This is a genomic window from Sphingobacterium sp. ML3W (assembly GCF_000747525.1).
GTDB lineage: Bacteria > Bacteroidota > Bacteroidia > Sphingobacteriales > Sphingobacteriaceae > Sphingobacterium.
The window spans coordinates 1,771,008-1,789,175 of record NZ_CP009278.1; the positions used below are offsets into that span (position 1 = coordinate 1,771,008).

At 35.6% G+C, this 18,168-nt stretch carries 19 protein-coding genes; 10 read left to right on the forward strand and 9 right to left on the reverse strand.

The annotated features are described in order from the left end of the window. Window positions 1-5: 5 nt before the first annotated feature. The 4 genes from pyrF (at window position 6) to KO02_RS07660 (ending at window position 4,976) form a co-directional block, all read left to right on the forward strand. Window positions 6-842: an orotidine-5'-phosphate decarboxylase gene (pyrF, locus tag KO02_RS07645; protein WP_038697248.1), complete on the forward strand. Its 837-nt coding sequence runs from the start codon at window positions 6-8 to the stop codon at window positions 840-842. A 164-nt stretch (window positions 843-1,006) separates the two neighbouring features. Then, a complete protein-coding gene (gene guaA / locus KO02_RS07650) occupies window positions 1,007-2,557 on the forward strand; it encodes a glutamine-hydrolyzing GMP synthase (RefSeq protein WP_038697250.1) in 1,551 nt (516 codons plus the stop codon). After that, entirely contained in the window at window positions 2,514-3,803 is a 1,290-nt protein-coding gene (locus tag KO02_RS07655; protein ID WP_158500272.1) for an ABC transporter substrate-binding protein, read from the forward strand. The genes guaA and KO02_RS07655 overlap by 44 nt, the downstream gene beginning before the upstream one ends. 3 nt (window positions 3,804-3,806) lie before the next feature. After that, on the forward strand, window positions 3,807-4,976 hold the full coding sequence (locus KO02_RS07660) for an RNA methyltransferase (protein ID WP_038697254.1): 1,170 nt from the start codon (window positions 3,807-3,809) through the stop codon (window positions 4,974-4,976). A gap of 84 nt (window positions 4,977-5,060) precedes the next feature. On the opposite strand, the gene KO02_RS07665 is transcribed toward KO02_RS07660, so the two are convergent. Then, the gene (locus tag KO02_RS07665) at window positions 5,061-5,534 is read right to left on the reverse strand and encodes a universal stress protein (RefSeq protein ID WP_038697256.1); all 474 of its coding nucleotides are present in this window, start codon (window positions 5,532-5,534) and stop codon (window positions 5,061-5,063) included. A 68-nt stretch (window positions 5,535-5,602) separates the two neighbouring features. Here KO02_RS07665 and KO02_RS07670 point away from each other — a divergent pair, with 68 nt between their 5' ends. Beyond that, entirely contained in the window at window positions 5,603-6,370 is a 768-nt protein-coding gene (locus KO02_RS07670; protein ID WP_038697258.1) for a C40 family peptidase, read from the forward strand. Between the two features lie 53 nt (window positions 6,371-6,423). On the opposite strand, the gene KO02_RS07675 is transcribed toward KO02_RS07670, so the two are convergent. From KO02_RS07675 to KO02_RS07700, 6 genes are all read right to left on the reverse strand, one after another. After that, complete coding sequence (locus KO02_RS07675) at window positions 6,424-7,053, reverse strand: outer membrane beta-barrel protein (RefSeq protein ID WP_038697259.1); 630 nt, start codon at window positions 7,051-7,053, stop codon at window positions 6,424-6,426. Window positions 7,054-7,367: 314 nt separating this feature from the next. Next, the gene (dnaJ, locus tag KO02_RS07680) at window positions 7,368-8,525 is read right to left on the reverse strand and encodes a molecular chaperone DnaJ (RefSeq protein ID WP_038697261.1); all 1,158 of its coding nucleotides are present in this window, start codon (window positions 8,523-8,525) and stop codon (window positions 7,368-7,370) included. Between the two features lie 10 nt (window positions 8,526-8,535). Then, on the reverse strand, window positions 8,536-9,072 hold the full coding sequence (locus KO02_RS07685; RefSeq protein WP_038697263.1) for a nucleotide exchange factor GrpE: 537 nt from the start codon (window positions 9,070-9,072) through the stop codon (window positions 8,536-8,538). A 158-nt stretch (window positions 9,073-9,230) separates the two neighbouring features. Next, complete coding sequence (locus KO02_RS07690) at window positions 9,231-9,911, reverse strand: cell division ATP-binding protein FtsE (RefSeq protein WP_038697265.1); 681 nt, start codon at window positions 9,909-9,911, stop codon at window positions 9,231-9,233. A 4-nt stretch (window positions 9,912-9,915) separates the two neighbouring features. Further along, the gene (locus tag KO02_RS07695) at window positions 9,916-10,119 is read right to left on the reverse strand and encodes a hypothetical protein (protein WP_038697267.1); all 204 of its coding nucleotides are present in this window, start codon (window positions 10,117-10,119) and stop codon (window positions 9,916-9,918) included. A 57-nt stretch (window positions 10,120-10,176) separates the two neighbouring features. Next, window positions 10,177-11,190 carry an acyl-CoA reductase gene (locus tag KO02_RS07700; RefSeq protein ID WP_038702299.1) on the reverse strand — a complete coding sequence of 338 codons (1,014 nt, stop codon included), beginning with the start codon at window positions 11,188-11,190 and terminating at the stop codon, window positions 10,177-10,179. Between the two features lie 162 nt (window positions 11,191-11,352). Here KO02_RS07700 and KO02_RS07705 point away from each other — a divergent pair, with 162 nt between their 5' ends. Continuing rightward, complete coding sequence (locus KO02_RS07705) at window positions 11,353-11,703, forward strand: 4Fe-4S dicluster domain-containing protein (protein ID WP_038697268.1); 351 nt, start codon at window positions 11,353-11,355, stop codon at window positions 11,701-11,703. A 174-nt stretch (window positions 11,704-11,877) separates the two neighbouring features. After that, window positions 11,878-13,326, forward strand: coding sequence for a dicarboxylate/amino acid:cation symporter (locus tag KO02_RS07710; RefSeq protein ID WP_038697270.1), 1,449 nt, complete (start codon window positions 11,878-11,880; stop codon window positions 13,324-13,326). Between the two features lie 54 nt (window positions 13,327-13,380). On the opposite strand, the gene KO02_RS07715 is transcribed toward KO02_RS07710, so the two are convergent. Further along, window positions 13,381-13,770 carry a YchJ family protein gene (locus KO02_RS07715; RefSeq protein WP_038697272.1) on the reverse strand — a complete coding sequence of 130 codons (390 nt, stop codon included), beginning with the start codon at window positions 13,768-13,770 and terminating at the stop codon, window positions 13,381-13,383. 238 nt (window positions 13,771-14,008) lie between these two features. Here KO02_RS07715 and KO02_RS07720 point away from each other — a divergent pair, with 238 nt between their 5' ends. After that, window positions 14,009-14,551, forward strand: a complete 543-nt coding sequence (locus KO02_RS07720; protein ID WP_200878609.1) for a hypothetical protein — start codon at window positions 14,009-14,011, stop codon at window positions 14,549-14,551. A gap of 69 nt (window positions 14,552-14,620) precedes the next feature. On the opposite strand, the gene KO02_RS07725 is transcribed toward KO02_RS07720, so the two are convergent. Then, window positions 14,621-15,079, reverse strand: coding sequence for an Lrp/AsnC family transcriptional regulator (locus KO02_RS07725; RefSeq protein WP_038697274.1), 459 nt, complete (start codon window positions 15,077-15,079; stop codon window positions 14,621-14,623). 184 nt (window positions 15,080-15,263) lie between these two features. Here KO02_RS07725 and KO02_RS07730 point away from each other — a divergent pair, with 184 nt between their 5' ends. Then, complete coding sequence (locus tag KO02_RS07730; protein WP_038697276.1) at window positions 15,264-16,340, forward strand: PLP-dependent cysteine synthase family protein; 1,077 nt, start codon at window positions 15,264-15,266, stop codon at window positions 16,338-16,340. Between the two features lie 138 nt (window positions 16,341-16,478). Continuing rightward, complete coding sequence (locus KO02_RS07735; RefSeq protein WP_038697278.1) at window positions 16,479-18,131, forward strand: protein-disulfide reductase DsbD family protein; 1,653 nt, start codon at window positions 16,479-16,481, stop codon at window positions 18,129-18,131. Window positions 18,132-18,168 lie beyond the last annotated feature (37 nt).

Here is an 18,168-nt window from a genome sequence, read left to right on the forward strand (position 1 = left end):
TAGGTATGACAAGAGCAGAACTTATTCAGCAGATTAAACTAAAGAAGTCATTTCTTTGTGTTGGTTTGGACACCGATATCACTAAAATACCTACGCATCTTCTAGGAGAGGAGGATCCTATTTATACTTTCAATAAGGCTATTATAGAGGCTACAGCAGATTTATGTGTTGCTTACAAGCCGAATATTGCATTTTATGAAAGTTACGGTATAAAAGGATGGCAATCTTTGCAAAAAACGTGGGAGGCTTTGCCTAAAGATTGCTTGAGCATAGCTGATGCAAAACGTGGTGATATTGGAAATACGTCGAAAATGTATGCACAAGCTTTTTTTGACGAAAAACAATCTGGCTTAGGATTTGATTCCATTACTATCGCTCCTTATATGGGAAATGACTCGGTTACACCATTTTTGGATTTTGAAGGAAAGTGGGCAATTGTATTGGCACTGACATCAAATGAAGGGAGTCTAGATTTTCAGAATTTTAAAAATTCCGCTGGTTTACAGTTGTTTGAACAGGTTATCGATAAGGTAAATACTTGGGGAACGATCGAGAATTTGATGTATGTGGTAGGTGCTACGCGCGGAGAAGGATTTGTTAAAATTCGGGAGCATGCACCAGATCACTTTTTGTTGGTACCAGGTGTTGGTGCTCAAGGAGGATCGCTTCAAGATGTTTGTCAATATGGTATGAATAAGGATTGTGGTCTTTTAGTAAATAGTACTCGGGGTATTATTTATGCTTCAAAAGGTCTTGATTTTGCAGAAAAGGCCAGAGAGGAAGCTTTAAAATTGCAACAAGAAATGGAAATAGAATTGATAAAGGCTGGTATTATTGATTAACAGCTACAATAAAACAAAAAGTGCTTCATTTAACCCAAAATGAAGCACTTTTTGTTTTTAGCCTATTTATTTTTCTTCTAAAGGAGGATAAAAAGGGAGTATTTAAGCGTATTTAAGTCAAATTTCGATACTATAATTTCATATCAAATGTGTAACTTTGCGCCATGCCAGAAAAAATTATAATTCTTGACTTTGGTTCGCAATACACGCAATTGATCGCGCGTCGTGTAAGAGAACTTAATGTGTATTGTGAAATTCACCCTTTCAACAAATTACCTGAATTTGATGAGACTGTAAAAGGAGTAATCCTTTCAGGAAGTCCATCTTCAGTGAGACAAGAGAATGCACCACAAATTGATTTTAAATCAATTCAGGAGCGTTTCCCTTTATTAGGCGTTTGTTATGGTGCACAATATATCGCTCAAAAATCAGGAGGTGAAGTTTTACCTTCGGAGATTCGTGAATACGGACGTGCCAATTTGCAATTTGTGAATGCTGAGAATGAATTATTAGCAGGTGTACCGGTACAATCTCAGGTATGGATGTCACATGGTGATACCATCAAAGAGGTTCCTTCAAATTTTGAAATTATCGCGAGTACTGATAAAGTTCGAGTTGCAGCTTACCATATTGTTGGTACAAAAACTTACGGTATTCAGTTCCACCCAGAAGTTACTCACAGTACAGATGGAGCAGTTTTGTTGAAAAACTTTGTCGTTAACATTTGTGGATGTGCTCAAGAGTGGACTCCTGATGCATTTGCAGAAACTAGTGTTGCATCATTGAAAGCACAATTGGGTGATGATCACGTTATTTTAGCATTATCTGGCGGTGTCGATTCTACTGTTGCAGCTGTATTATTGCACCAAGCAATTGGGAAAAATTTACATTGTATATTTGTAGACCACGGTTTGTTACGTAAAGATGAATTCGAACAGGTATTGGATTCGTATAAAAACATGGGCCTTAATATCAAAGGCATAAATGCAAAAGAGTTATTCTTCGGTCGTTTAGCTGGTGTTTCTGATCCAGAGCAAAAACGTAAAATCATTGGAAATTCATTTATTGATGTATTTGATGAGGCTGCGAAGGAAATTCAAAAAGAATTACCTGAAGGTGTTGAAGCAAAATGGTTAGGTCAAGGTACTATTTATCCTGATATTATTGAATCAGTATCGGTAAATGGCCCATCTGCAACGATTAAATCGCATCATAATGTTGGCGGATTGCCAGATTATATGAAATTGAAAGTGGTTGAGCCTTTGAAAGCTTTATTTAAAGATGAGGTAAGACGTGTTGGTAAAACATTAGGTGTTGATCCAGCTATCCTTGGGAGACATCCTTTTCCTGGACCTGGCTTGGGAATTCGTATCTTAGGTGATATTACCGAAGACCGTGTTCGTATTGTGCAAGAAGCTGATGATATTTACATTCGTAATTTAAAAGAAGCGGGTTGGTATGATAAAGTTTGGCAAGCTGGCACGATTTTTCTTCCAGTTCGTTCAGTAGGCGTTATGGGTGATGAACGTACATATGAGCATGTCGTTAGTTTACGTGCAGTAGGTTCATTAGACGGTATGACTGCAGATTGGATTCACTTACCCTATGACTTATTGGCTAAGATTTCAAATGAAATTATCAACCATGTCAAAGGCATTAATAGAGTTGTATATGATATCAGTTCAAAACCACCAGCTACGATTGAGTGGGAATAAAATTGCTCTTGCAGTAGCATTGGCTTTAAGCCTTGCAAGCTGTACGACAAAAAAAATAGGCGTACTTCGCTCACCTTCTCAAAGAGGTGAGCAAGGTGCTGCTTCTAATAATAGTGGGATAACTACTGCTGAACAAGCAGAAGAAGCCAAAAAACTCGAAGCGGCTAAAGCGAGTGAAAATCTTAAAAGTCAAAAATCAATTGCTCTTCTTTTACCTTTTCAACTGAATCATATAGGTGGAATGCAGCCTACTGCTGAGGATATTAAAAGATCAGCTCTAGCGTTGGATTTTTATCAAGGTTTTCAATTGGGACTAGAAGAGCTAGGTGAGAAGGGTAGTAAATTTAATCTTCAGGTTATTGATTCTGAAGATGATAATTATAGAAACACCTCCTTAGCAACATCTTCTTCTGTGAAAAATGCGAACCTAATCGTGGGACCGATTTATCCAAAAGAGATTAGAGCATTTTCACGAGCGATTCAAGATAAAAATACGTTACAAATTTCTCCTTTAGCAGCGACTTTGGCTTCAGAATTCGAAGTTTCAAATTTAGTGTCTTTAACTCCTTCTATTCGAGTTCATTCTGAATTAATGGCCAAGTATGTAGCCAAGCAATTTGCTTTAGGGGATGTTGTATTGGTTTATGATATACAGGACGCTGATAGTAAACAGTTTTTAGACAGTTTTATGTCTGAAGCGCTGGGCTATAATAAAGATCTACAAATTAAAGTAGTGAATTCTATAGCTGAATTGAATGATAATCTAGTAGCAACTGGTAACAACCATATTGTTTGTGGTACAACAAATAGAAATCAAATTAGGACATTGTTAGCAAACATGGATGTGCAAACGACTGAATTTGGTTACGGGTTTAAATTGTACGGTCATCCAAATTGGGCTAAATTGTCATTTGAAGATTACATGTATATGGATCGTTACGAATTGACGTTGACTACCTCTACATTGGTCGATGAAAGAGCTGAAAAAACCCGCAAATTCGATTATAATTATAAAACTAAATTCCAAGTTGCTGCATCAGATTTTTCTTATAAAGGATATGACGCCGCTATTTATTTTGGTGGTCTTCTATCCAAATACGGTACAGACTATGTACAGTATCTCGTGAAGGAATCGTACTCTGGAATAAGCAATGATTTTAGTTTTGATTATTTTCCGAAATGGGGCTATGTGAACAGGGGAATTAGATTTATAGTATATCGTAATAATAGTTTTGTTAGAAAATAAAAAATGAGTGATTTTAGTGAAAAAAGAGTACAGCAGCAAATTCGTAATTTTGAAAGAGCACTGGATGGTTATGAAGGGAATGAGCCGTTTGCACGTTATCTCACTTCATTTTTTAAAATAAACAAGCAAATGGGCTCAAAAGACCGTAAATGGACTTCCCGTTTGTGTTATAATTTTTTTAGATTAGGAAAGGGTGCAAAACAGCTTTCGCAACAAAAAAGACTTGTCATCGCTGAGTATTTATGTGAAAAAGAAAGCCCTCTTGTTTCATTGTTTGAACCGGAATGGAATTTGGATTTGACATTAGAAGAGAAATTAACTTTTCTACAGGACCAGAATTTATTGCTCTTGGAAGATGTTTTTCCATTTACTAATAAGCTATCGCCAGCAATCGATCAAAATATTTTTATTCAAAGTCTGTTTATCCAACCCGATTTATTCATTCGCGTAAAGAAAGGTAAAGAAAAGTTTGTGAAAGCTATTTTTGAAGCTGAGCAGATTATTTATCACTTTATCTCCGATCAAACTATTGCTTTGGCTAATGGTACCTCTTTGCAAAGATTCAAAGATTTGGAAGGTGTGATTGAGGTGCAAGACCTTTCTTCACAACGTACTGTTGAATTTATGAGTGCTTTTCCTAAAGAAAACTGGTGGGATGCATGTGCAGCCTCAGGTGGTAAGGCATTATTGTTTCTTGATAAATATCCAACAACAAATCTGATGGTGTCCGATATTCGTATGAGTATTTTGCGTAATCTTGATGAACGTTTTGAAAGGGCTGGAATCCAAAATTATCGCAAGAAGATAGTCGATTTGACGAAAGATACAACACCTATTTTAGGAGCGGAGCTTTTCGATGGAATTATTGTAGATGCTCCTTGTACGGGGTCTGGTACCTGGGGACGAAGCCCTGAGAATATCAGTTATTTTAATGCGAAAAAGATTGAAGATTTTTCTGCTTTGCAAAAAGATATCGTTAAAAATGCTTCGTTGCATCTGAAAGCTGGAAAACCTTTGGTTTATATCACTTGTTCGGTTTTTGAAAAAGAAAACGAGGATGTTATTGACTATATCCAAAAAGAATTGGGCTATACACTAGACTCATATAAAGTGTTAAAAGGATATACTGAAAAAGCAGATAGTATGTTTGTAGCCCGCTTAATTAAACTGTAATCTTGTAAGATATTATATCATAAGCCATCTGTAGAAATACAGATGGCTTTGTTTTTTTAATTATATTGTGAATGGCTTTATTTATTATTCGCACTTGCTTGGTACTACAAGTACGGGGCATGTTGCTTTTCTAATTACGGCCTCGGAAACAGATCCAGATATAAAGTGGTCGAAGCCAGTTCGGCCATTGGAACCCATTACAATCAAATCTGCAGACCACTCATGTGATGTGGCTAATATTTCCTCTTTCACAGATCCTATCCTGTTGAATAGGAAAACTTCATTTGCTTTATCAAATTCTTTTCCCAGTTGCTCTAAGTATTTTTGAGCATTTTGTTGTTCTATTTCAGATACCTCGGGTATTATGATGGGCTGTTGACCCAATAATGGATCAGCACCGTAGCTTGCGGGTGAGGTGGGGGAAGTTACTGTTACTAGAGCGACCGATGCCTCAAATTTATTAACCATTTCTTTGGCATAAGTGATTGCTTTATGTGAACATGGTTCATCGTCCACAGCAACTAATATTCTTGTTATTTTTACGACATTGGTATCCATGGTTGTTATATTAAGTTTATATTCGTATTTAATAATAACTTGAATATACGCTTTTTTGTTTTAGAAATATGGAATACGGAATTTGTAATTTAACAATTGTTCCCCTTCGTGCAGATGAGGCACATCGTAGTGAAATGGTTTCACAAGTGCTGTTTGGTGAAGCGTTTGAAATACAAATGAAATCGAAGGAATGGACAAAGGTTTGTATGATTGCTGATGGTTATACTGGTTGGATTCAAAATGGCCAGTTTTTAACCCTTAATGAAACGCAATACCAAGACTACCTTTCCCTGGATAAAGAATACGTTGGTTTTGAAGGAGGTTTTTTAACAAATGGTGAATTTCGTATTGAACTATTGCACGGAACTGTTATTAGGAAAGATTTCGCTTATCTTAACGATAGAAGATTGAAGCAATTTGTAGTACCGCATGCCCCTATTGATCAAACAAGTTTTCAACTTGAGGTGAGTTTACTCGCTAAGCGGTATTGGGAGGTGCCTTACCTGTGGGGAGGACGTTCGAAATTTGGTATTGATTGTTCTGGTTTTGCGCAATTAATCTATCAATCCTTTGGGCATGCCTTACCACGAGATGCGTATCAACAAGCGGAGTTAGGGCATACGGTGGACTTTTTGTCAGAAATTGAAAACGGAGATCTGGCATTTTTTGACAATGAGCAGGGGAGAATCAATCATGTGGGTATCCTATTGGATTCGGAAACAATCATACATGCTTCCGGCCGTGTACGAATAGACAGCATGGATCAGGAAGGGATATTTAACAAAGAGTTGAATAAATACACACATAAATTACGCATCATTAAGCGTTATATATAAAAAAGGGAGAGGTCTCTATTAAGACCTCTCCCTTTTCATATATTCAAAAATGATTAGAATTTGAAAGTCAAACCAAATTTAGCAGTATCAAAGAAGTTGTTGAAACTGTTGATGTTTGCGTTAAAAGCGTTTGAAGACTTGCCGCCGTCTGCTTTAGCTGTTCCAAATGATACTAAGTCTGTCAAACCAAAGTTGATAGCAATATTTTCAGTAACAAAGTAATTAACACCTAATCCAGCACCAGCACCAAAACCTTTAATTTTAGGAACGTCTAACGTAGATGTGCCATCATTTATTTCACCAGTTGCTTGTTGGTAACCAGCTGCCAATTGAGCATAAGTTTTAAAACGTGAACCTAGATCTAAGAAGTAGTAACGACCATAAGCGCCAATTCCAAAGTTGCTTACTTTATCGTAAGTATCACTAGTACCCATATAATTCGTGTTTTTTTCGTTACCGAAATTGAAATCTAATCCAACAGCAATTTTATCAGATACGAAATAACCTACAGAAGGATTGAAGTTGAACGTACTTGTTTTTTCTTTTGTAGTCTTATCATTTGTTGTGTTTGCAGAGAAATTTCCCTCTACAATAAAGTCCGTTTTTTTGAAACCAAATTCTTGCGCTTGAGAAGCAAATGTTAAACCAGCTACAGCAGTTAATGTAAGTAATAATTTTTTCATTTTTTGTAATTTGTTTTTTAAAATCAACAATCAAACCTTTTGACTATTTAACTTATATTATCAATATGGATACCAAAGCGCTTTAAAATTGTCATGAAAATGTACGAAGAATTTGATAAAACTATAATGTAATCGCAATCAGCAACTTGTATTTCGCTTTATTTTTGCTGAAATTTAAAAATATGATTGGCTATTTTTTAGATTCGGCAAACATATGACTATTTGTGTTAATTTGTCAGTTTGTAGGGTGGCACAAAAAAAGACCATATGTCAGTGCTGACATATGGTCTTGTATATTATTTTAAATTTATTATTTAGTCAAAATATTCTTTGATACGTTCGAAGAATGATTTTTCTGACTTGCCTGGTTGAGGCTTGAAATTTGGTGATTCTTTTAATTTTTCTAAGATTTCTTTCTCATCAGAAGAAACAGCCTTCGGAGTCCAGATATTTACATAAATAAGTTGATCTCCTTTGTGATATGAATTGACTTCAGGAATACCCTTACCTTTTAATCTTAATATTTTACCAGCTTGAGTTCCTGGGTCTATCTTAATTTTTGCTTTACCATCAATAGTTGGAACTTCAACACTTGTTCCTAATGTAGCATCTACAAAATTGATATATAAATCATAAATGACATTAAGACCATCCCTTTTTAATGCTTCATGAGGTATTTCTTCAATGAGAATAATAAGGTCTCCAGCAATACCGCCACGAGGAGCCGCATTACCTTTACCGCTCATTGACAATTGCATTCCTTCACTTACTCCTGCTGGGATATTGATTGCAATCGTTTCTTCGCCTCTTTCTAAGCCTTCACCTCTACATGTTGTACATTTTGCAGTAATTTCTACACCTTCTCCATTACAAGTAGGGCAGGTGCTTGTAGTTTGCATTTGTCCTAAAATAGTATTGGTAACACGGCGTACAGATCCTGAACCACCACAAGTATTACAAGTATGGAAAGATGATTTATCTTTAGCACCATTTCCATCACAGGTATGGCAGCTAACTTGTTTATTTACTTTAACTTTTTTCTCAACACCTTTAGCAATTTCCTCTAGTGTCAATTTAACTTTAATGCGAAGATTCGTTCCTCTAGCAACGCGACGGCCGCCTCTAGAGCCTCCGCCACCACCACCGAAGAAACTTTCGAAAGGATGACCACCACCACCAAATATATCTCCAAATTGACTAAATATGTCGTCCATATTCATGCCACCACCGTAACCACCACCGGAAGCAGAGTTGCCCGCATGACCAAATTGATCATAGCGTTGTTTTTTCTGAGGATTGCTCAAAACATCATATGCTTCGGCGGCCTCTTTAAATTTTTCTTCAGCTTCATGATCCCCAGGGTTTTTGTCTGGGTGATACTTTACGGCTAGTTTACGATAGGCAGATTTGATCTCTTTTTCATCTGCACCACGAGCTACACCTAATATATCGTAATAATCTCTTTTTGACATCTTTTTTATCTTATTGACCTATAATTACCTTTGCATGACGGATTACTTTATCATTTAAATAGTAACCTTTTTCAATGACATCAACTACTTTGTTCTTTAAATCTGGAGTAGGGGCTGGGATAGCTGTAATTGCTTCTTGTAAATCCGCATCGAAATCTAGACCTAATACTTCCATCTCTTTTAACCCCTGTTGTTCTAGAGTTTGTCTGAATTTATTATTGACGATATCAATGCCTGTTTTTAAAGATTCTATATCTGTTGCCGTTTCCATTGCTTTTAAAGCTCTGTCAAAGTCGTCTACTGTTGATAGTAATTTTGTGATAACATCTTTTCCTGCAGATTGGATTAGTTCAACGCGTTCCTTACTCGTACGTTTTCTATAATTGTCAAATTCTGCAGATAAACGTATATATTTATCTTTTGATTCTGCTAATTCTGCAGTTAATTTTTCCTCAACAGATAGTTCAATTGTTTCTTCTTGATTTTCCGTTGTATTATCCTCAATAGGATCTTGAATAGTCTCGTTATTTTTCTCTTGTTCGCTCATTTCTTCTAAATTCTATGTTGGAAACTAATGTTCTGTCTTTAAAATTTAAGTACAGTCAAAGTTGTTGCCAAAATGAAAAAATCCGACAGCTTGTCAGTAACCATGTAATTGGACTAACAAAATGTCGGATGATAAGGATTTATGTCAGTATTGACAGCTTATATCTCTACCTGATCTACAAGTACGCCATCGGCGGTTTTGATGATGCGTGCTGGCATATTGCGGATGATTTGGTAATCATGTGTTGCCATTAAAATAGCAGTACCTGAAGATGCGATATCACGTAAAAGCAATACAATTTCTTCTGAAGTTGCCGGGTCTAGATTTCCTGTTGGCTCATCAGCCAATATAATTTCGGGATTGTTCAATAGTGCACGTGCTATCACGATACGTTGCTGTTCACCTCCCGAAAGTTCATGTGGCATTTTTTTTAATTTAGAACGAAGTCCCACTTTTTCTAGCACATCAAGCATGCGATGTTCAATTTGAGTTCTATCTTTCCAACCAGTTGCTCTTAGCGCAAACTCTAGATTCTTTTCTACTGAACGGTCGGACAAAAGATGAAAGTCTTGAAATACAATCCCTAATTTACGTCTCAAATAAGGTACATCATTTTCATGTAGTTTTTTGAGATCAAATCCTGCAATTAATCCTTCACCGTTTCCAATGTATAAATCGCCGTAGATGATTTTAAGTAAACTACTTTTTCCACTTCCTGATTGGCCAATGAGATAAAGAAATTCTCCCTTATTGATATTCAAATTCACATTGGATAAAACCAAGTGTTTTTGTTGGTAGATATCGACGTTTTTTAATGTGATTACTGTATTTCCAGACATTGAACTATAATTCTAATTTTTTTATTTGTCCAAATGGTAAATCCTTCACCATTTGCATAATGTATTCTGACTTATCTGCGAGACCGATTTTTTCCAAAGATTTATCAGGTCGATCGACCCTGAAGTATGCTAATAGAGTGAATGAATCATCTCTTAATTGAACATAGTCTGGGATTTTGGCAACTCCTTTTACTTTGATTATATACATGTATTACAAAGTTAATACTTTTTATTTCAAAACCCTTTTACGAATATAAGGCTATGTTTATTGGTTTGCAAATAAAAATTCAAGGGTATTGACACCATCTGCGTAATCATCTAGAGCTGGACTTTGACTAGACCCGAATTTAAAAGTCGGTGTCTTAAGTTGTATAGCGGTATCAGTTGTTACACATTGTAAACGGTCTTGTATTGCATCCAGTGCTTGTGCAAGATCATTTAGGTTGTCATACTCTTCAAAGTAAATCGTTGCCAATGGAGATGAAATCTTGTTGTCTTCCTTTAATAGTAAAAAACCATTATCATAATGTTTATCGCCATTGATGAGGTAAATGGATTTGTTATAATCATAATTGTTATTGTACTTGAAATGCGTATTGACACTTTCGAATGCGATGATTCCTTCGTAAAAATGACTAATGTCGTAGTTCTTTGGAACATATATTTTTGAGACCGAACGGCAGCCTAAACCATAAAAATCAAAAATATCATGGCCTAATGCATTTAATTGTTCTGGTGACTCTTTACCAGTAATAATGGCTACGCTGTTTCTGTTTTTTCGAATAATATTTGGTTTTTTTCCAAAATAATGTTCAAAATAACGTGAGGAATTATTTGATCCAGTGGCAATGATTAAATCAAAATCTGTTAATCTTTCTACTAACGCTACTTTATCCTTAAATCTCGGCTCCACCTCGATTAGTTTTTTAACAATATAGCTAGTCAAAAGAGCATCGTCTGAGGAAACCTTAACTTGAGCCTTGAAACCTGAAGCCAATACGCATAATAAATCATGTAAGCCTACTAAGGGGATGTTTCCAGCTAATATTAGTCCTACAATTTTATCACTTTCAATATCAGGATATGGCGATAGCCACTGTTCTAATTGCTCAAGTTTTAAATTAGCTTTCCATGAAGTAAATGCTTTTGTTACTTGCTCTGCTGTATACCATGGATTTCTATGATGTGCAGATGTTATTAAATCACGCAGCTCTGCATTATCATCATGGAATAAGTCTGCTAGCTTTGCAAAAGCTTCTAATCGTTGTTTCTTTGTCAAAATGTAAAATTTTATAAACGTGTATACACAAATTTGTTTTATATTTGTGTTATCAAATACAATCAGCAAAACCAAATTACTACTATTTAAAACGTGTAAAATGATTTGATTGTATATATGATAGTACAAAAATAGTTTTTTATCATAATTTTGAGGTTATAAATGGCGATTAAAATTACAGACGAGTGTATTAACTGTGGTGCTTGTGAACCGGAGTGCCCAAATAATGCAATATATGACGCTGGCGTGAGCTGGAAATTCTCTGATGGAACTGCATTAGAAGGTGTTATTGATTTTGGTGATGGTGTGACGTTGGATGCTGAAGATTCTCAGGCTGCAATATCAGATGAAGTATATTATATTGTTTCAGACAAGTGCACAGAGTGTGTGGGTTTTCATGATGAGCCGCAATGTGCGGCAGTTTGTCCAGTAGACTGTTGTGTGGATGACGAAGAAGTTCGTGAATCTGAAGAAGAGTTATTAGCAAAAAAATCTTGGCTACATGCTGAATAAAAGCGTAGCTTTTAAAATAAAATTTTGAAAAAGGTAGAATAATAAATTATTCTACCTTTTTTTATGTCTTTATAGAAGCATAAAATTTGTTGTTATTGTTTCCCGCCATATTTATATTTGTGAAAGCCTAGTATTTTTTTATTTTTGTATTTTAACTTTTTTAATAGTTTGCCGATGTATAAATCAAAAATGGGGCTAGTTACCCTTGTTTCGGTCACAATTGCAGCAATTATAGCAATATGTTACGAATTTAGTTGGGTCGATTTTTCTCCATCATTTTTAATGGCAGTAAGATGGTTTGTTGCTACTGTGTTGATATTGAACGCTTTTGTGAGAAAAAATCTAACAACTTGGATCCTAACGTGTATGATTTTGGGTATTTTTGTGGGGTTGGATTTTCCAAATATTGCCATTTCACTACAACCTTTAAGTAAAGGGTTTATTAAGTTAGTGAAAACTATTGTAGGTCCTATTTTATTTGCGACTTTGGTGTATGGTATAGCAGGGCATTCTGATTTGAAACAAGTAGGCCGTATGGCATGGAAATCTATGTTGTATTTCTTCTGTGCTACAACTTGTGCCATTTTCATTGGGCTTGGTGCAATCAATCTCACACAAGCGGGAGTGGGTGTCGATGTTGCACATATGCCTCATGAAGAGTTACCTACCACGCATGCCAATAATGATGCAGATGTCTTAGCATCTTTGCCAGATCATGTTCATCCTGTATATAAATTTACGGCATTTTTTAGAGATTTATTTCCAGAAAATATAGTAAAAGCAGTATATGATAATCAAGTTTTGCAAATTGTGGTGTTTTCAGTTATTTTTGGGATTGGACTAGCGATGGTCGATGAAAAGAAAAGAAAACCTTTGGTTGATTTTACGGAGAGTCTTTCAGAAACCATGTTTAAGTTTACTAATCTGATTATGTATTTTGCTCCGATTGGTGTAGGTGCAGCCATGGCTTTCACGGTAGGGCATCTTGGGGTGGATATTTTGAAAAATCTTTTTATGTTATTGGCAACTTTATATCTAGCTTTAATCGGTTTTTTATTATTGGTGTTATTACCAGTCGCATTGTATTTGAAAATTCCAGTTTTAAAGTTTATTAACGCTATCAAAGAACCCGTTTCAATCGCTTTTGCTACAACAAGTTCTGATGCTGCTTTACCAAAGGCAATGTCTGCCATGGAAAAATTTGGAGTTCCCCGTAAAATTGTATCTTTTGTTATCCCAACGGGATATAGTTTCAATTTGGATGGTACATCCTTGTATCTGTCATTGGCAGCTATTTTTGTAGCACAAGCAGCTGGTATACATATGACATTTGGGGAGCAATTGATGATTGCTTTTACTTTGATGATTACTTCTAAGGGTGTTGCAGCAGTGCCTCGTGCTTCATTGATTATTTTAATTGCTACGGCAGATCAATTCGGTTTACCAACATTTGTGATTGCTGCTATTTTGGGTATTGATGAATTAATGGATATGGCGCGCACTTCTGTCAATGTAATAGGAAATTGTTTAGCGACTGTTGTAGTTGCCAAATGGGAAGGCGAATTTGACGAAGAGGCCCCATTTAGGGATGAAAATGAACAACAAACTGAATTGAACAGTTAGATTGTATTCTGATTGCATAAAAAAGGATCCTATTGCGTTATAGGATCCTTTTTTTTATGCAATCAGTTCTCCATCAACATAATACCAAACTCCCTTAATTTGTTTGAAATTGGATCTCTCATGGTGAATCTGTAAATTGAGCTGTGTATCTAGGTAATGTGCTTCAAATTCCACAACAGAAGTGGTACTTGTTAGGATATGCAGCTGCATCCATTTGGATTCTTTGGCCCACATTTCAATTTCTTTTTTATCTTGAAAGTTACGTGTTGTCGGATGAAAGCTATTGTATAGAAAGTCAATATTTTGAACGACGAATGCACTATATCTTGCTCGCATTAATTGCTCTGAAGAAAGTGCTTTCTGTTGGTTAAGATGAATTCGTTGGCAACATTCCTCATATGGGAGACTATTGCCACAATAACATTTATTCGTATATTTTGTCAATGCACCAAGATTTTAATGTTTAGCAAATGTAAAAAATGATTCCGAGTTTTTTAGGTGATAAAATTTATAACGCATGGTTTTTCTAAACCGTAACTTAATTAAATATTTTTATTCTGTTCATTTCTAGTGTTTTTTATCGGTTTTAACAAATATTAACAACCTTGCATTAATCTTCTATTATAAAGTATAGTCATACCTATAAATAATTTGAAAATATAAATTTTAGGGAGGAGCAGGAATGAAAAAATTAGTTTACTTAACGGTTTTAGTCGGCGGTTTGTTTTTTGTAAAACCTGCAGAAGCACAAGTTAATGTGAGTATCAATATCGGTAATCAACCCACATGGGGGCCAGTGGGATATGATTATGCCCGTTATTATTACATTCCTGAAATTAATGTGTATTATGATGTTATCAATCGCAGGTATACACATTATCAGGGTAGAAGATGGATAACGAGTAGGAATTTACCAGGGAGATATCGGAATTTTAATTTTTACAACACTTATAAAGTGGTCGTAAACGACAGAGATCCTTTGAGACATCATGACCGCTATAGAAGAGAATACGGACATTATGCACATCGTAGAAATCAAGTCAATTTGAGAGACCATAGAGGTCACGATCGTCCACGTAACAACAATCGCTACGATAATCACCGTGTAGAAAAGCGTAATAATCATAGAGGTGATCGTTTTGAAAATAGAAAACCTGAAAAAAGAAATGCTAAAAAAGAACATAATCGTCGCTCGGATAGAGGTGAGGGACATGGTAGAAGATAAACGGTTGGGTATGTATGTTTAATAAAAAAAGAGGAAACAAAGATTTCCTCTTTTTTTATTTTTCACTATTTATATGGGGTAGGCCGTTTCACTTTTGGTTTCTGATAAAACAAAATAAGTTTGCACGGTGTTGACATGTGGCAATACGGCTAAACGATATCTTAAAAATTCGTGATAAGCCTGCATGTCTCTAGTTGCTATTCTAAGCATAAAATCATATGATCCAGCCATTTGGTAACATTCCATTACTTCAGGGAATTTTGCCACTTCTTTTTCAAACTCATTTAATACCTCTGCTGTATGTGCTTTTAAGAATACCTGAGAAAAGGATATCAGACCCATATTTATTTTTTGACGGTCGAGAATGGCTACTGTTTTCTTAATATAACCTTGTTGCTTAAGTTTCTTGACCCTTTCGTGTATTGCTGCGATTGATTTATGGAGCCTAAATGCTAGTTCCTTATTGCTTAGCGTAGCATCATGTTGAAGTATCCGGAGTAGTTTGATATCTATTTCATCGAGCTGCATATTGTGTTTTTTATGGATATCAATAAAATGTTATCCTTGTTTCTGTAATATTTTTTAAATATATCATTATTACCATAAAATTTATTGATTTATCTTATTTGTGTTGAATATTATTTTGTTTTAAAGCAATTTTGCCGATGATATTGGGTTTTATGTGTCACCTGATGTTTTAAAATAATATGTCATGAATAACGAATTGATGTTTAGTAAATGTTTGTCTCCTGAGCTTGATAATAGATTTAAACATTTATGGTGTTTGGTTGGAAATACACCGATGTTGGAGTTACAATATACGTATAAGGGCAAACCAGGTAAAATATATGTGAAATGTGAAAACTATAATTTGACAGGAAGTATTAAGGATCGCATGGCATTGTATATTATGTACAAAGCCTATATGAATTGTCAAATTCAACCTGAAGATATGATTGTAGAAGCTACTAGTGGTAATACTGGAATTTCATTTTCTGCGATTGGTAAAGCTTTGGGACACCAAGTGAAAATTATCATGCCTAATTGGTTGAGTAAAGAGCGTATCGATATTATTAAAAGTATGGGTGCTGATATCCAACTGGTCAGTAAAGAGGAGGGAGGCTTCTTAGGTAGTATCAAACTGAGTGAGGAGTTAGCTGAAAAAGGAGGTGTGTTTTTGCCAAGACAATTTGAAAATGATTTTAATGCAGAAGCACATGAATTGACAACAGGTCGTGAGATTGGTTTGCAGTTAGCCTCTAAGGGTTTAGTTGCGGATGCATTTGTAGCTGGTGTAGGGACAGGTGGCACAGTGATGGGCGTAGGTCGCCATTTACGTAGCCTGAACCCGAATGTAAAGGTTCATCCTTTAGAACCTGCAGAAAGCCCAACGATGTCAACAGGGCATAAAATTGGTTCACATCGTATTCAAGGGATATCGGATGAGTTTATCCCTGCTATTGTGAAATTGGATGAATTGGATGAAATTATTGCTGCATCAGATGGCGATTCTATTATAATGGCTCAAAAACTAGCCAAAGAGCTCGGGCTAGCTGTAGGGATTTCTTCTGGAGCCAATGTGATTGGTGCTATTAAATTGAAGCAACAATTAGGTGAGGAAGCTGTTGTTGTGACGTTATTGTGTGATGATAATAAAAAATATTTAAGTACAGATCTAGTGAAAGAACAAGCTATTGTTGATGGATATATCTCTACGGATCTTATATTCACAGGATTTCAACCGATCAGTAGGTTAGAACAATCACTTTTTAAAGCTGAAACAGTGTAAATTTTAGTTTTCACTGAATTATATATTAAGTGATTGGTTTGTAATTAAGGATAAACTGGTCGCAATGAGAATATCCTATTGCGGCCAGTTTTCGAACCAATTATCATTTTGCCACTCGGCATTATTTAAGTATTGTTTATGAAAAGATTAATTGTAAAATTATTGCTTTCAGTAGCTTTTCTATTTCCTTCTTTTGCGCAATCGCAGGAAGCTGACACGTTATTGAAATTAGATGAGTTGGAGTTTGTGGACGGAAGTATTTATGAGAATCAGATAGCGGCCATTGCGGTTGATTCGTCCGTACATATTATGCCCATTAAGACCATTGCTGAATCAAAAGAAAGTAAAGTGAATGATTCGCTTTTCGGTATATTTTTGGGTGGACTTATAGGTGGTTTTGCTGCTCTATTGATGCCCTGTATCTTTCCAATGCTACCCCTTACGGTAAGTTTTTTTACTAAAGGGAATAAAAATAGATCAAAGTCTTTTATTAGTGCTTTGTTTTATGGAGTTTCCATTATTGTTATTTATGTTGTATTAGGGTTGGCCGTAACGATGATTTTCGGTTCAGATGCCCTCAATGCCTTGTCAACAAATGGACTTTTTAACTTTTTCTTCTTTTTAATGTTGCTTGCTTTTGGAGCATCTTTTTTAGGTGCTTTTGAAATCAGCCTTCCAAGTTCATGGGTGAATAAAATGGATGAAAAATCAGATAAGGGGGGATGGGCTGGTATATTTTTCATGGCAGCGACTTTAGCGTTGGTGTCATTTTCCTGCACAGGTCCCATCATTGGTACTTTGTTGGTGCAAGCGGCTACTAATGGAGCGCTATTAGGCCCTGCCGTCGGAATGTTTGGATTTTCTTTAGCTTTAGCTATACCATTTGCGTTATTTGCTTTGTTTCCAAGCGCAATGAAAGCAATGCCAAAATCTGGAGGTTGGTTGAATAGCGTGAAAGTAGTATTGGGATTCTTAGAACTTGCGTTTGCTTTGAAATTTCTTTCTAATGTAGATTTAGCCTACCACTGGAATTGGTTTGATCGTGAAGTATTCTTGGCTTTATGGATTGTTATTTTTGGATTAATGGGGCTCTATTTATTGGGTAAAATCAAGTTTGCACATGATAGCAATCTGACTCACTTATCTGTGTTGAGAACTTTCTTTGCAATTGTTGTGCTATCATTTACTGTATATATGGTTCCAGGACTATGGGGGGCACCACTGAAATCAATTTCTGCATTTTTGCCTCCGCAAAGTACGCAAGATTTTGATTTAAACCCAGTTTATGCAGGTGATGTTTCGCATAAAGAGGATGTTTCTAGTCGTAAATATGCTGATTTATTTCATGCTCCATTGGGTTTGAATGTATTTTTTGATTATGAGGAAGGCATGGCATATGCGAAAACCCAAAATAAGATGGTGATGATTGATTTCACGGGACACGCTTGTGTGAACTGTCGAAAAATGGAAGCTAATGTTTGGACCGATCAACATGTTCGTTCTTTTTTAACTAACGATGTGGTTATCATTCAACTTTATGTCGATGATCGTACTGAACTCGCGATCGAAGATCAACAAGTAACAAGCGATGGGAAATTGTTGAAAATGATTGGAAGTAAATGGAGTTATTTACAAGCAAATCAGTTTGAGTCAAATTCACAGCCTTTTTATGTATTAATGAATCCATCTGACCGTCAAGTTTTAATTAAACCTAAAGGCGCAGACTATGATGCGAATACTTATTTAATGTATTTAAAGGAAGGTCTGGAAGTTTTTAATAAGGTGAAATAGTTTTGCATAACTAATCTGATAAAAAATGTTTTTGTTT